We start from the raw sequence: 14762 nt of genomic DNA on the forward strand, positions 1-14762 counted from the left end.
AGAGGAGTCATCGATGAAGGCACTGTACAAGTCCGGGCCGCACGCCGGATTCGAGTTGGTTGACCGTCCCGAGCCCGTCACCGGGGACCGCGACGTGAAGATCCGCGTGATGACCGCCGGGATCTGCGGCACCGACCTGCATATCCAGGCCTACGACGACGCGGCCAAGGCGATGATCAAGGCACCGATGATCCCGGGGCACGAGTTCTACGGCGAGATCGTCGAGATCGGCGACGAGGTGAGTGATGTGTTGGTTGGTGACCGGGTATCCGGCGAGGGCCACGTGGTCTGCGGGATGTGCCGCAACTGCCGTGCCGGGCGCCGCCAGATGTGCATCAACACCGTCTCGGTCGGCGTGCAGCGCGACGGGGCCTTCGCCGAATACGTCGTCATCCCCGAAACCAACGTCTGGGTGCACCGCGATGAATCGATCACCCCGGAACTCGGCGCGATCTTCGATCCCTTCGGCAATGCCGTGCATACCGCGCTGTCCTTCCCGCTGGTCGGCGAGGACGTACTGATCACCGGGGCCGGGCCCATCGGGCTGATGGCCATCGCCGTCGCCCGCCATGCCGGGGCACGCAAGATCGCCATCACTGATGTCTCCCCGCAACGCCTGGAACTGGCCCGCGGCATGGGAGTGGACCTGGCCATCGACGTGTCCACGACCCGCATCAAGGATGCCCAGCGCGAGCTGGGGATGCGCGAGGGCTTCGACTTCGGCATGGAGATGTCCGGCCACCGAACCGCACTGCCGGAAATGATCGAGAATATGAACCACGGCGGGCACATCTCGATGCTCGGGCTTCCCTCGAGCTCCATTGACATCGACTGGGGCAAGGTCGTCACCCACATGCTCACGCTCAAGGGCATCTACGGGCGCGAGATGTTCGAGACCTGGTATGCGATGAGCGCGATGCTCACCTCCAACCCGGTGTTGCGCGAACGCATTTCCTCGGTCGTCACCGACTACCTGCCGGCCACACAGTGGGAAGCCGGCTTCGAGGCCGCCCGCTCGGGCCACGGCGGCAAGGTCGTGCTCGACTGGACCGTCTTCTAACCCTCCCCGCACACTTTCCATATTTCCCTAGCGACTTCCCAGGAGAAGCACATGTACACGACCATGAAGGACGAGCTGGCAGCCGAACTGGCACAGCTGCGCACCGACGGGCTGTTCAAGTCCGAACGCCACATCGATTCCGCCCAGTCCGCGCGCATTTCCGCCGGCGAACTTGGCTCAGAGGCCAAGAAGGTGCTGAACTTCTGCGCCAACAACTACCTGGGCCTGGCCGATGACGAGCGCATCATCGACGCCGCCAAGAACGCCATGGACACCCGCGGCTTCGGCATGGCCAGCGTCCGCTTCATCTGCGGCACCCAGGATACGCACCTGGAACTGGAATCCGCGGTCTCCAGGTTCCTGGGCACGCAGGACACGATCCTGTTCTCCAGCTGCTTCGATGCCAACGGGGGCGTCTTCGAATCCCTTTTCGGGGCGCAAGACGCGATCATCTCCGATGCGTTGAACCACGCCTCGATCATCGACGGCATCCGCCTGTCCAAGGCAGCACGCTACCGCTACAAGAACCAAGACATGGCGGACCTGGAAACCCAGCTCAAGGCCGTTGCCACGTTGAACGACGGTCAAGGCGCCCGCCGCACCGTCATCGTCACCGACGGCATCTTCTCCATGGACGGCTTCATCGCCCCGCTAGAAGCCATCTGCGATTTGGCCGATGAGTACGGCGCACTGGTGATGGTCGATGACTCCCACGCCGTGGGCTTCATGGGCGCCACGGGTGCCGGCACCCCGGAACACGCAGGGGTTTCGGACCGCGTGGACATCTACACCGGCACCTTCGGCAAGGCGCTCGGCGGGGCCTCGGGCGGCTATGTCTCGGCCCGCGGCGAGATCGTGGCGATGCTGCGCCAAAAGGCACGCCCGTACCTGTTTTCCAACTCGCTGGCACCGGCCATCGTCGCCGCCACGCTCAAGGCCCTGGAGCTTGTGGAGGGATCGGGCGAACTGCGCGAGAAGCTCTTCGCCAATGCCGCACATTTCCGTGCCCGGATGAGTGAGGAAGGCTTCGAGCTGCTCGATGGCGAACATGCGATCATCCCGGTGATGTTCGGCGATGCCGTTAAGGCCTCCGAGGTCGCCAACAAGATGCTCGAGCACGGCGTCTTCGTCACCGCGTTCAGCTTCCCGGTGGTTCCCAAGGGTGCGGCGCGCATCCGCGTGCAGCTTTCCGCAGCGCACTCTGCCGAGGACATCGAGGCCTGCGTGCAGGCCTTCATCGCCAGCCGCTAGATCCACAGTGCACCCCCGGGCTCCCGTTTACGCCAGGGGGCTCGGGGGCGCGAACCGGACGTGCTCAGGTAACAAAGCCGGACTCGCTGGGGGAACGGCGGTCCAGAAGCGTTCCTCTGGCGGAGAATGCGAGCATGACAGAGAACGATTCTCGCCCGGTCTACTTCCTTTCGGACAGCACCGGCATCACCGCGGAAACCCTGGGCAACACCTTGCTGACGCAGTTTCCCGACGGCAACTTCCACCGGACGACCATCCCGTTCATCACCAACGTCGAGCAGGCCCAATCGGTCGTGGCCGCCATCGACGCGATGGCCGCTCGAGGCCTTGAGCCGCTGGTCTTTTCCACCGTGGTGGGCCCGGATATCCGGCTGGTCCTGGGCACGTGCAAGGCGATGGTGGTTGACCTCATCGGAACCTACGTCGATGAGCTTGAGCGGACGCTGGGCAAGGTGGCCAGCGGCAAGCCCGGGCAGGCGCACGGGCTGGGCAACGCGGAACGGTACAAGTCCCGGATGACGGCCGTGGAATACGCGATGGAACACGATGACGGACAAAGCCTGCGGGCGTTGGAAAAAGCCCAGGTCATCCTCGTGGCACCCTCGCGCTGCGGCAAGACGCCCACGACCATGTACCTGGCGCTGCAACATGGGATCTTCGCGGCGAACTTCCCGCTGGTCGAGGAGGACTTCACCCGGGAGGGGCTGCCGGCGCCGTTGCGCCCCTTTGCGGAGAAATGTTTTGGACTTACTTCCAACCCGAGCCGCCTGAGCCAGATCCGCACCGAGCGTCGTCGCGGCTCCGCCTACGCCTCCCTGCAGCAATGCGGATTTGAGCTGCGCAGTGCCGAACTCCTGTACCGAACCCACGGAATCCCGTACCTGAACTCGGCAAGCGTCTCCGTGGAGGAGATGGCCGCCACGATCCTCCAGCGCATGCGCCTGCGTCAGTAATACGGGGCTTCCCCCAAGGCCCTGTGTCCCATGACACATGGTACGACGGGGGCAGACCTGTCACAGTGGAGAAGAACCACCCCGGCACACGCACACGGCCCGGGGTGGTGAAGTGATTTAGTGTCAGCATTTGCAAAGGAGCAAAGAACATGGCAACAGACATCCTGTGGTTCTCGGAGATCGGACTCGGTGACCTGGATACGGTGGGCGGGAAAAACGCTTCGCTGGGGGAGATGGTGACGAACCTGAGAACGGCGGGCGTGCGGGTGCCGGACGGATTCGCCACCACCGCGCAGGCCTACCGCACGTTCCTGGCCGGTTCCGGACTGGATGTGAGGATCGCTGCGCGGATGGAGGGCCTGGACACCGACGATGTCATTGCCCTGGCAGCTGCGGGTCAGGAGATCCGCGAGATGATGATCCAAACCCCGTTCCAGCCCGAGTTCGAGGCGCAGATCCGCGACTCCTACCAGCAACTGGTGGACAAGCACGGCTCCTTCACGGATTTGTCATGGGCGGTGCGCTCCAGTGCGACGGCCGAAGACCTGCCTGATGCCTCCTTTGCCGGGCAGCAGGAAACCTTCTTGAATATCCGCGGCATCGAGAACATCCTGCTGGCCATCAAGGACGTCTTCGCCTCGCTGTACAACGACCGGGCCATTGCCTACCGTGTGCACCACAAGTTCGAGCACGCCGAGGTCGCGCTTTCCGCCGGCGTCCAGCGCATGGTGCGCTCGGACATTGGTTCCTCCGGGGTCATGTTCACCATGGATACCGAATCCGGGTTCCAGGACGCGGTCTTCGTCACCTCCTCCTACGGACTGGGCGAGGCAGTGGTCCAAGGAGCGGTGAACCCGGATGAGTTCTACGTGTACAAGCCCGCACTGCGCGCCGGGAAGCCGTCCATCCTCAAGCGGGGACTGGGGGAAAAGGCACTGAAGATGATTTACACCTCCAACGAGGAGGTCGGGCAGACCATCGATTTCGTTGCGGTGGACGAGGCACAGCGCAGCCAATTCAGCATCAACGACGAGGATGTCGAGATCCTTGCATCCCACGCACTGGCCATCGAGGCGCACTACGGGCGTCCGATGGACATCGAATGGGGCAAGGACGGGACCGACGGACATATCTACGTCCTGCAAGCACGCCCGGAGACCGTCCAGTCCCGACGCGGTGCCGGACGCCTGAGCCGGTTCCGCCTCAAGGAAACCGGCCGGGTGCTGTGCGAGGGCCGCGCCATCGGACAGCGCATCGGCTCGGGACGGGTGCGGATCCTTTCGTCCATCGATCAAATGGCCTCCTTCGCCACCGGGGATGTCCTGGTCGCAGACATGACCGATCCCGACTGGGAACCGATCATGAAGCGGGCCTCGGCCATCGTGACCAACCGAGGAGGGCGCACCTGCCACGCGGCAATCATCGCCCGTGAACTCGGGATTCCCGCCGTCGTGGGCACCGGAGGAGTCACCGAGATCATCGCCGAGGGCACCGAGGTGACGGTCTCGTGCGCGGAGGGCGAGACCGGTTTCATCTACGCGGGGCTCCTGGACTTCGACCTCGAGGAAACCGAGATTGCGCAATTGCCAGAGGCGCCGGTCAAGGTCATGATGAATGTCGGCACACCGGAGCAGGCCTTTACTTTTGCCCAGCTTCCCAACGACGGGGTTGGCCTTGCCCGGCTCGAATTCATCATCAACCGCCAGATCGGCATCCACCCCAAGGCGCTGTTAAACATTGATGACCAGCCGCGCGAGATCGCCGGGGAAATCCGGGAGCTGATTGGTGCCTATGAATCCCCCCGCGACTTCTACGTCAAGCGCCTGGCCGAGGGCGTGGCGACCATTGCGGCCGCGTTCGCGCCGAAGCCGGTGATCGTGCGCATGTCGGACTTCAAGTCCAACGAGTATGCCAACCTGCTGGGCGGGTCGGCTTATGAGCCGCATGAAGAAAACCCGATGATCGGATTCCGCGGTGCCTCTCGTTACCTGGATCCAGCGTTCCGGGACTGCTTTGATTTGGAATGCGAGGCGCTGTCCTTTGTCCGCGACCAAATGGGCCTGACAAACGTCAAGCTGATGATTCCCTTTGTGCGCACCTTGGAAGAAGCGGCCGGGGTGATCGACCTGCTTGCGGAAAACGGGTTGCGCCGCGGAGAAAACGGGCTGGAGGTCGTCATGATGTGCGAGCTGCCGGCCAACGCGCTGCTGGCCGATGAATTCCTGGACCACTTCGACGGCTTCTCCATTGGTTCCAACGACATGACGCAGCTGACCCTGGGTCTTGACCGCGATTCCGCCTTGGTGGCCAACGGGTTTGACGAACGAAATCCGGCGGTCAAGAAGCTGTTGAGCATGGCGATCGAAGCGGCCAAGGCCCGGGGGAAATACGTCGGGATCTGCGGGCAGGGTCCCAGTGACCATGGGGACTTTGCCCAGTGGCTGGTCGAGGAGGGTATCGACTCCGTTTCGCTGAACCCCGACACCGTCGTGGAGACCTGGCTTGCTCTGGCAGGTGCAGCCAGCGGGTCCGAAGAACGCAGGGAAACGGCCCCGCTCTGAGATAAGCGCAGGGTGATGTCCCCTCGGGCCACCGAAAAGAAGCCGACGGGGCAATGGCACTCGGCACTCGCAGTGGTCGAGCAGCTTTAGCCGCGCCAGCCTGGCCGCCTGCCGGAAAGATCCGGCGGGCCGCCAGGCTGGTTGCGTTCAAGCCATCTGGTGTGGTGCGGCAACCGCACTGCGGGATGACGGACCGAGGGCGGGTCAGCTCCGGGTGGCGGGCAGGATACCCATTTCCTGCAGGATTGTCCGGGCCGAGGTGATCCCTGTTTCGATCGCACCGTCGACAACGACGCCGTTCCAGCCTTTGGCCCAGTCGGCGCCGGCGAAATGAAGTCGCGTGCCGGTGGAGCTGAAATGGTGCCAGCCGTTGGTGAACTGTTCCGAGGCAATGGTGGACCAGGTTTGACCGCTCCACTTGTCTGCGACCCAGTCATGTCCCGTGGTCTCGATGACTTCCAAGTCCGGGCGCCAGCGCTGGACTAGTTCTTGGACTACGGCGGCATCGTGCAGGTCGATCTTGGCGTGGTCCGGTCCGAATCCAACCAGGATGGTTGTGTCATCTTCCAAGAAGTACTCGCTCTTCATCATGGCTAACGGGTTGCCCGACGGGGCGGTGGCGATGATGTTGTGGTGTCCTTTGACCTTGATCCAGATCTTGAACCCGGTGGAGTTCGACCCTTGGGTGACAAGCCGTTGCTGGTCGGCCGAAAGCTCGGGGGAGAAGGCTAGGTTCTTCAGTGCGCCCCAGGGGGCGGTGACGATTGCTGCAGCGCCATGGTGAACCACGCCATCGGTAGTCGTCAGGTGCACGCCGTCGGCCGAATGCTGGATCTCTTCAATGGCCGTGTTCAGGTGGATGGGGCAATACAGGTCCGTGGCCATCGCTTCGTAGAGTCCGCGCATGCCGTTCTTGAGCTTGAATTTCAGTGTTTGCTCATCCAACAGGGAGAGACGGTGATCGCTCAAGGCCGCCCAGTGCTTGGCCATCAGCGGTGAGGCTGAGGCGGTGTGACCGTTGTAGCCCGCCGACCAATATGCGTCAGCCAAGTCGATCTCTTCCTGGCTGAAGTCCCCGTTGCGCAAGGCATCGAGCACGCTGCCCTTGTCGGCTTCGCGGAAACGGTCGACTAGCTCTGATGGACCCTTATAATCGTCACTGAGAACATGCAACGGCTCATGCGGGTAGGGGAAGAACTCGCGTGAGTTCTCAAAGACCCTTGCCTGGGGCCGCTGCAGCTTGCCGTCGAGGTCGGCTTCGGTGCCTTCATGGACCGTTCCTCCGCTGAGCCAGTAGGCACGCTCGTAGTCCGGGCTGGGGAAGATTTCTTGGCCGTAGCGGACAATCTCCGTCCAGATAAACGGTTGCATCCAATGCACCCAGGTAGCGCCGATCTCCAACGTGTGGCCCATGCGTTCCTCGGTCCACGCGCGCCCGCCGATCCGGTCGCGTGCCTCGAAAATTTCCACCTCGACTCCAGCGGTTTGCAGCTCGCGAGCGGCAACCAAGCCGGCAAAGCCGGCTCCGACAATAAGGACCTTGGCAGACATGGGGCCTACTTTCTTGGTGTGGTTATGGTTTGCGGGGCAACTTGATGCGACGTTGCTTGGTGGGGTCGGACTGGAATTCATGTTTCTTGATTGTCGAAACCGACTCGGCGTGGGCTGCATCACGCTTATATTCTCCGTCTGTAGAGATTACGTGATGTGCCTGGTAGTTGCAATTCCTTCCGGATACGACGAAGTGCGGAAGGCGCAAGCTGCTGTTCTGAACCAGTGGCCGCGAGCTGCTGTTCTGAACCAGTGGCCGCGAGCTGCTGTGCAACGCCAAAGAGATCTATGATCCACTCCCGAAGTCGTCCGAATTTCATCATTGCTATGTGATGTCATTGCCGGTGGTTGCTGCGGTGTGAACGTCCGGGGCCAACCAACGGGAGGTTCTCGGGAAAGTGCTGAGCCGTGCTCAATCGTGTGTCGCGAAAGTTGAGGGATCCCAAGAACGCTGGCGTCTTGTTCCTTGGATCCGGTAGCCGCCCGCTCGCATTCGCTCTACGGGCGTGGTGTTTCTGGCCAGTAGGGGACGAAGCTGCGCCACCGTCGGTTAATCCCGTCGGGCACGCGGCACGGAGTTTGGCGTGGCTTCGATCCGTCGGCAGCGAGGAGCCTGTCAGAATCCACGCGCGTTCCGGGAAGGGCAGGGTAGTTGGCCAGCTTGCCGCCCGTATCGAGTTCGTGGCTCAGTAGGTGGGCGGCACGAGCTGGACTTCAGCAGCACGGACCGTCATTTCTATCCCTGGACGGAGGATTATGGGTATAGGTCAATAGACTAGATAGCCCTGAAGAGAGTTCGGTGAGATAAAGAAGGTCTCGGAGAAATTTCGCAGTTGCCAAAATCCCGCGTGCTCGAAGTAGCAGAGCATATTCGTGCCACGACCGTAGCTCTCCGGCATCCTCGGTTTCCCCGTCGTCCGGAAGAAGGCCGCATTCGAGGTGCCCGAGAAGCTCTTCTTCGGGCAACCCCTCATCGCCGCCGTCATCTCGACCCCAAGATACAGTGACTCCACGATCCCACCGAATTGAAATACGAACCCCGTTGGACATTTCAACGAACTCATCTATCCGCACTGGGAAGTATCTACGTCCTGCTTGCATCTCGCCATTGCGTTCGACATCGCACCACGCACAGACTGCCGTGACGACAGGCGATGAGCCGCCTGGGTCCGAAGGCCATTTTGGAAGTTGCTCATCGTCACCAATCGGCATGAATGCAGTATCTTCAAATGACATATCAATCATCCTAGGGAGCAAGCAAGGTCTCATCTGCCGAAGTCATCCATACCGGCAGGGTCCACCACGGCGGTGGAGTGTGTTCGTCAAGACCAGGCGCTGTTGCACTGACGGTCTCGTTCCCTCAAACCCAAGACTCTCGGCACCGTGCAAGCAACCCATCCCGATGCGGCTCCCACGGGAGGGAACCGCCGCCAATGGCTTCCTGGTGGTTCAGCATCCCATAGGGAAACTGAATCTATGTACCGTCATTCCTTCATCCGAGTCATGGCCGTGTTTTTGGTTGCCTGCACCTTGGGCGGTTGCGCCGCAGATGCTGGCGTTGGAAACGTCGTTGTCGAAGCCAGAGCCATGTTTCCCGGCCACGTAGACGATTTTTGCAACGCCAAGGTTCTGGGAGCCGATGGGGAACTCACGATTCGATAAGAAATGGCACCTACACCACCGCCACTGTTGGAAACGTTCCCTTGGGTTGGGTGGCAATCGATGAATTTTTCCAGGAGCCCAGTGGGCGGTGAAACAAGCACCCAGGCGCCCACGATTCGCCTGATCACAGATGCCGAGCGATGCACTCTGGCCAACTAGCGCCCAGCGCGGTCCGTTCCGCCGGACCAATTCATCGAGCGCAGCCGATTGGTCCAATGAGCGGTGATCTTGCGGGTACGCGTAACCACCGATTGCAGCTGTCTCCCGGGAGTCTCGTTACTCCGAGCGCAGTATCCCCATGACGAGAATATCCTCATACTTTCCGCGTACCCATGCGTGTTGGCGCTGACGCCCCTCGATCACGAAGCCCGCCTTCTCATAGGCGCGGATCGCGCCAAGGTTCGACCCAATCACCTGCAGGTGGACGCGGCGCAAGTTGCAGCGCACGAAGGCGAACTCGACAACCTGCGAAACGGCGGCCGTCCCGATGCCCTTTCCGCGAGCGTCGGCGACCAAAGAGATTCCGACTTCCGCATGACGGGCGAGCTCGTCGAAATCGAAGAGCGAAACGCTGCCGACTGCGGTACCGTCGACGTCGATCACGAAACACGCGCTTTTGGCGGAACCGTCGGTCTCGGCGTGAGCCAGCCGAGCTTTGTAGGCGAGCCGATTCAGCGGAGCGGGGGATTCCGCGTTCCGTTCCTCCCAAGTGCATAAGTCACCGGATAGTTGGAACAGCATGTCGAAGTCCTCTTCGGAACGGGCACGAAGCGTGATGGATCGTGAGCTGGACATGGTCAGGATCATACCAATCAGTGCGGGCGACCCGAAAGGAACTCGATGAAGTCCGCGGCACTGATCGCAGGGCGTTGTGATACCGCACCCGGGTCCCGTGAGATATCCCGAACGAATTTCAGTCGCGAAAGAGGTCCCCGTTGCGGGGCGAAAGGCTCTGGATTAGGGCACCGTCTCCCGCAATAGTGGTGGGATTCCGATGACTTCGCAATGGGAGATCCTCCCCGATGACCTTGACGTGACCGCAGACTCCTATGTACGGGTTCTCGGATTCGAGATTACCGGCCGATGAGATGACGCCGCGGGGAATCTGAGTCTTCGACGGGACCGTGTTCGGACCGGCATATCAGAGCACTCACGGTCACCGGACACCGGGGAAAATCTGCCGTCCATGGGGGTCGAACTTGTGCCGGACGCCGACGACGTGCGAGAAGAACGAGAACGCGTTCTACTCGGCAGGCTGGCTGCCGGCCGAGGATCCGATCGAGCGCCCATGGAACTTGACTGATTTCCGCGTGGTTGACCCAAGGAGCTACTACATGCGAATCACCAATCGTGGATAGGCGACCTCTCATGCGCCAACATCAGCGGACCGTCATGCGGGCATCCCCCTTGTTGAGCGCCGCCGATGTGAGGTTTCAAAGCCACGAGGTTGGGTTCGTTGCCACCATCGGCAGGCCCCCAGCGGAGATTTTTGTTCTCACCTGCGAACGGGTGGGAATCGCCGTTATTGTGCCCGCAACACGAAGAAAATAAAGCTCAGGAACGATTTCCGGCCTTCAAACTGTGGAGGAATGATTTCCGCAGGAGCGTCGGCAGAGAAAGGCGGCTCACTGACTACCTCGATCTGGAACCCTGCCTTGGTAAACGCTTCCGTCATGGCCTGCAATGGTCGGTGCCAATAGGTGAGAGTAGCTAGTTGTCCATTGAAGGTGTGATCATCTGAGTACTTCGTGGGCTTGAAGTAGTCGGCCCCGGGATTTGTCCACGGGTAAAGGATCGGATGGTTTACAGACATGATGAGTCGGCCTCCGGGCCGCAGGACGCGCCGTATCTCATTTAGCGAGCCCAGCCAGTCTTCTAGATAGTGGAAAACCAACGAGGCAACTACATCATCGAACGAGTCATCGGCGAACGGAAGCGGCTGGCCTAGATCAGCCACCAAAAGTTGCGCACCCTCACCGAGTCTTTTCCGCGCCAAGTCGATCATGGCTTTACTGGAGTCAAACCCTGTCACGGTGGCACCGAGATCACAGAGCGCCTTCGCCAGCGGCCCGGAACCGCAACCAGCGTCAAGAATTTGGCGGCTACGGACATCTCCAGCGAGTTTTATCATGGCGGGTCGTTCGTAGTATCCATTGATCAGACTGGTTTCATTTTCGGCCGAGTAAGCCTCTGCGAAGCTGTCGTAATTGGTGTCCTGCGTCATTTGTCATTTCCTCCGGAGCGCAGCGTGGAAGCACGCATTTCTATGAGGCTAACAGTCTTGTCACACCGCTACTGGTTGATGTCGAAACGCCCACGAGCAAGTTGCCCTCCGGGGTTGCCCCGCTCGAAGCGCCTGAAACTCCATCTTCCGACGAGGGTGCCTCGCGTGGATGGTTGGGCTATGGCCTGCTCCTCCGGGCGAAATTCCGTACCGATCGGACCACGGCTTAGCGTGGGCCACTATTCCCTCGCAGTCCAGACCGCAGAGCGTGCGTCGAGTGCTGCAGTGTGCAGCAGCGCTACGTCGTTTCGAGCAGCTCGGCGAGTTCGTCCAGGGCATCTTCGGCGGTCATGTCTCTACCCAGCAGTGGCAGTTCGGTCATGGGAACGGTGCCGAGGTGCTCGTGGAGCTCATACAGGCAGGTATCTTCGCGTTCGGGGCGTTCGGCGAGGAATGCGCCTGCGTCCACGGGGGAGCGGCGATTGACGACGATGGACGCGACGTCGATCCCCAAGAAGTGCAATTGCTTGATGATGTCCAGGGATTCAGCGACGGGCATCCTTTCCGCGACCGTCACGACAACAAAGCTTGTGTCGCTGCCATCGGTGATGATCTGGCGCATCCGGGCGAAGCGGTCGCGACGGGCGACCAGCGTGCGCCGCAGTTCGGAGTCCGCTGCCGCTTCCTGGTCCTCGCGGCCGACAATCCCACGGGCCGCGGCAGCGAACCGCTCCGATCGCGAACGGCTGGCGAGCAACGATTCCGTCCACCCGCTCAGCTTTGCCGGCAGGGCGAGCAGGTGCAGGGTATGGCCCGATGGTGCGGTGTCGAAGAGAACCAGGTCATAGGCCTCGAGGCCATGGTCGATGAGCTCGGCGATCCGTTCCAGCACGGCAGATTCATGGCTGCCCGGCGCTGTTTTCGCGAGCTCAAGGTGTTGCTTGGCCGAGCGGTGCAGCCGATCGGGAAGGAGCTTCATCATGGTGGCCGCGACGGCCGTGAAATGACGCTCGATGGTGGCCTGGGGATCTATCTCAACAGCATCAACGTACCCAGTTGGCGACGTGAAAACCCGTGTGGCAGCATCCGAGAGCGCCCGATCCCAGATATGTCCGAGGTTGTGTGCGGGGTCTGTCGAAACGAGCAGCACCCGTCCGCCGTTCCGGGCGCGGGCCAAGGCCAGCGCCGATGCCACGGAGGTTTTGCCTACTCCGCCCTTGCCTCCGACGAAAAGCACTTTCCGTTGACCCGCGAGTGTTAGCAGCATCCAATATAGTCCAATGGCGAGCGGGGGATTCCGGCGCGGCGGTGCCAGGCATGGAAGTCCTCCCAGAGGGCGGGCATGAGTTCGGCCGTGTAGTACGCGGCCGGGTCGGGCACGCCGAGTGCTTCACCCAGGACAACGACCATGAACAAGTCGTCCTCGTCCTGCTGCTCCCGTTTGAACATCTGGCGATACGGACCCACATAGAACTCCTGCAGGCCTTGGGTGAAAGCCGACCAGCGCCGGGAGAACTTCTCCCGGCGCTGCTCAGGCAGTGATGGTTCCATTTAGCTACGCGTCTTCCCGCGCACTGGATAGTTCGACGTCGGCGTCCTCGGCTTCGGGAACCATGTTCCTGGCCTTGCGCATGGCGGTGACCGCTTCGATCGCGACCCACACGCTGGCCACGATGACGATGGCGTCAAGTGCGAAGAGCATCCAGTCCGGATCGCTTGGGTTCATGAAGCTGCCAAGCTGCGCGATGGCCGCCCAGAAGGCCATGACGAAAATGATCACCAGCGGAATCAATGCGGCGATGGGGTTGCGCCCCTTGCGGATCAATATGACCGCGATGATCGACAGGCTCAACGATGCCATCAGCTGGTTCGTGGTGCCGAACAACGGCCAGATGCGCAGTCCTCCCTCGCCTCCCAGGCCCTGAGAGAAGGTCAGGCCAAGGCCAAGGACCACGACGATCAGGGTCGCAGGGTACTTGCCGATCTTGAGCTTGAAGGCCTCGCCGGCTTCCTGGACCACAAAGCGCAGCAACCGCATTCCGGTGTCCATCGTGGTTGCTGCAAACAACACGGCCATGGTTGCCAGCACCGTGGCGCTGAGTGAAGCCGGAAGGCCGATACCGTTCTGCATCAGGTTCGCGCCGCCTTCGACAAAGGCATTGACTCCGGCTGCGCCGAACGAGCTGTAGATCTCGTTCCATTCGGCAACAGACTTGAATCCGCCGATAACCGCGAGAATGGTTCCCAGCGAGAGCAGTCCTTCGCCGACGGCACCGAAGTATCCGACGAAGCGGGCATCCGTTTCCTTGTCGAGCTGCTTCGAGGTGGTGCCCGAGGCCACCATGCCGTGGAAACCGGAAATGGCGCCACAGGCGATAGTCACGAATAGCAGCGGGATCATGCTTGGCGTGCCGTCGGGGACGTTCATGTTGATGGCCGGAGCGACGATGTTCGGTGGCGTTGCGGAGAAGAGCGTGGCCAGCAAGACGGAGCCGAAGAGAAGGATCAAACCGACAAAGAGCTGAACGCCGTTGATGTAGTCACGCGGCTGAAGCAGGACCCACACCGGAAGGAGGGAAGCAATCGCTCCGTAAACGAATAGTGCCACGATCCAGAAGGTGGCCGGGGTCATGCCGAGTGTTGATGCGGGCAGGACCACCGGCATCTTGTCGCCAACTACGATGAGTGCATAAAGTACGATGACGCCAACGACGGTGACGGGCAGCAGGTTCCAGCGCAGCCGGTACACGGCAACACCCACCAGCAGGGCAACGACGATCGCACCCCACACCGGGATGACCGCACCCGGGGTGCTGATGAGGAGGTTCTTGATGACGACGGCGAAGGCCGCGATCACCATCAGCAGGACAAGGAAAATCACGACCAAAAACAGGTTGGCTCCGCGCTTGCCGATGTAGCGGGCGGACAGGGCGCCGATGGAGCGTCCCTTGTTGCGCGTCGAGGCCCACAGCGTGCCAAGGTCATGCATCCCGGCGAAGAACACCGTACCGAGGGTGACCCAGAGCAGGGCTGGAAGCCAGCCCCAGATCACGGCAATCGCCGGACCGACGATGGGGGCGGCGCCGGCGACCGAGGTGAAGTGATGGCCCCACAAGATGAACTTGTTCGTGGGCACGAAGTCCACGCCGTCCTTGAGTTCGTGCGCGGGAGTCACAAAACTCTCGTTGAGTTTGTAAACCCTGCGTGCGAGATACTTCGAATAGAACGAATAGCCGGCCGCCATGACGGCCAGGCCGATGATCATGAGAATCAGGGAACCCATGAGGCTCTCCCCTCCTTGTTGAGTCGCCGCGGACGGCTGTCTCAGAAGCAGCCCGGCTGTGTCCGCTGGTGCGAGTGAAGCGACACAGGTTTGCGATGGTGACCAGAGTGATGCCGGTCATAGATGGAATCAAGTTATCAGGTCAAATCAATATTTCCTCCAAAGGTTACGAGTAAATCGGAAAAGTAGCCGTCAATGAAGAGGGTTTCCTTCCATC

At 61.3% G+C, this 14762-nt stretch carries 10 protein-coding genes; 4 read left to right on the forward strand and 6 right to left on the reverse strand.

Annotation, left to right across the window (positions count from 1 at the left end):
- Positions 1–13 precede the first annotated feature (13 nt).
- The 4 genes from tdh to ppsA all read left to right on the forward strand — a co-directional run bounded on the left by tdh (position 14) and on the right by ppsA (position 5825).
- The gene (tdh, locus tag ABEA12_RS08235) at positions 14–1060 is read left to right on the forward strand and encodes an L-threonine 3-dehydrogenase (RefSeq protein ID WP_210101631.1); all 1047 of its coding nucleotides are present in this window, start codon (positions 14–16) and stop codon (positions 1058–1060) included.
- A gap of 51 nt (positions 1061–1111) precedes the next feature.
- Positions 1112–2311, forward strand: coding sequence for a glycine C-acetyltransferase (locus tag ABEA12_RS08240; protein ID WP_210101630.1), 1200 nt, complete (start codon positions 1112–1114; stop codon positions 2309–2311).
- A 134-nt stretch (positions 2312–2445) separates the two neighbouring features.
- Positions 2446–3264: a pyruvate, water dikinase regulatory protein gene (locus ABEA12_RS08245; protein ID WP_210101629.1), complete on the forward strand. Its 819-nt coding sequence runs from the start codon at positions 2446–2448 to the stop codon at positions 3262–3264.
- 149 nt (positions 3265–3413) lie between these two features.
- Positions 3414–5825, forward strand: coding sequence for a phosphoenolpyruvate synthase (gene ppsA, locus ABEA12_RS08250; RefSeq protein ID WP_210101628.1), 2412 nt, complete (start codon positions 3414–3416; stop codon positions 5823–5825).
- 204 nt (positions 5826–6029) lie between these two features.
- On the opposite strand, the gene ABEA12_RS08255 is transcribed toward ppsA, so the two are convergent.
- From ABEA12_RS08255 to ABEA12_RS08280, 6 genes are all read right to left on the reverse strand, one after another.
- Positions 6030–7376 (reverse strand): NAD(P)/FAD-dependent oxidoreductase, encoded by a 1347-nt coding sequence (locus ABEA12_RS08255; RefSeq protein WP_345467576.1) that lies wholly within the window; start codon positions 7374–7376, stop codon positions 6030–6032.
- Between the two features lie 1938 nt (positions 7377–9314).
- Positions 9315–9833, reverse strand: a complete 519-nt coding sequence (locus ABEA12_RS08260; protein WP_210101626.1) for a GNAT family N-acetyltransferase — start codon at positions 9831–9833, stop codon at positions 9315–9317.
- Positions 9834–10560: 727 nt separating this feature from the next.
- Entirely contained in the window at positions 10561–11262 is a 702-nt protein-coding gene (locus ABEA12_RS08265) for a class I SAM-dependent methyltransferase (RefSeq protein ID WP_210101625.1), read from the reverse strand.
- Positions 11263–11560: 298 nt separating this feature from the next.
- Complete coding sequence (locus ABEA12_RS08270; protein ID WP_210101624.1) at positions 11561–12529, reverse strand: ArsA family ATPase; 969 nt, start codon at positions 12527–12529, stop codon at positions 11561–11563.
- On the reverse strand, positions 12520–12813 hold the full coding sequence (locus ABEA12_RS08275) for a cory-CC-star protein (protein WP_210101623.1): 294 nt from the start codon (positions 12811–12813) through the stop codon (positions 12520–12522). The genes ABEA12_RS08270 and ABEA12_RS08275 overlap by 10 nt, the downstream gene beginning before the upstream one ends.
- A gap of 4 nt (positions 12814–12817) precedes the next feature.
- Positions 12818–14545 (reverse strand): carbon starvation CstA family protein, encoded by a 1728-nt coding sequence (locus tag ABEA12_RS08280; protein WP_210101622.1) that lies wholly within the window; start codon positions 14543–14545, stop codon positions 12818–12820.
- Positions 14546–14762: the final 217 nt, after the last annotated feature.

The sequence above is a fragment of the Paeniglutamicibacter antarcticus genome (assembly GCF_039544305.1).
Taxonomy (GTDB): domain Bacteria; phylum Actinomycetota; class Actinomycetes; order Actinomycetales; family Micrococcaceae; genus Paeniglutamicibacter; species Paeniglutamicibacter antarcticus_C.

Bases quoted from the DNA above. Each gene is read 5' to 3' on its own strand.
- ABEA12_RS08275 (WP_210101623.1), bottom strand. From the start codon at position 12,813: ATGGAACCATCACTGCCTGAGCAGCGCCGGGAGAAGTTCTCCCGGCGC.
- tdh (WP_210101631.1), top strand. From the start codon at position 14: ATGAAGGCACTGTACAAGTCCGGGCCGCACGCCGGATTCGAGTTGGTT.
- ABEA12_RS08255 (WP_345467576.1), bottom strand. From the start codon at position 7,376: ATGTCTGCCAAGGTCCTTATTGTCGGAGCCGGCTTTGCCGGCTTGGTT.
- ABEA12_RS08240 (WP_210101630.1), top strand. From the start codon at position 1,112: ATGTACACGACCATGAAGGACGAGCTGGCAGCCGAACTGGCACAGCTG.
- ABEA12_RS08270 (WP_210101624.1), bottom strand. From the start codon at position 12,529: ATGCTGCTAACACTCGCGGGTCAACGGAAAGTGCTTTTCGTCGGAGGC.
- ABEA12_RS08245 (WP_210101629.1), top strand. From the start codon at position 2,446: ATGACAGAGAACGATTCTCGCCCGGTCTACTTCCTTTCGGACAGCACC.
- ABEA12_RS08260 (WP_210101626.1), bottom strand. From the start codon at position 9,833: ATGTCCAGCTCACGATCCATCACGCTTCGTGCCCGTTCCGAAGAGGAC.
- ABEA12_RS08265 (WP_210101625.1), bottom strand. From the start codon at position 11,262: ATGACGCAGGACACCAATTACGACAGCTTCGCAGAGGCTTACTCGGCC.
- ABEA12_RS08280 (WP_210101622.1), bottom strand. From the start codon at position 14,545: ATGGGTTCCCTGATTCTCATGATCATCGGCCTGGCCGTCATGGCGGCC.
- ppsA (WP_210101628.1), top strand. From the start codon at position 3,414: ATGGCAACAGACATCCTGTGGTTCTCGGAGATCGGACTCGGTGACCTG.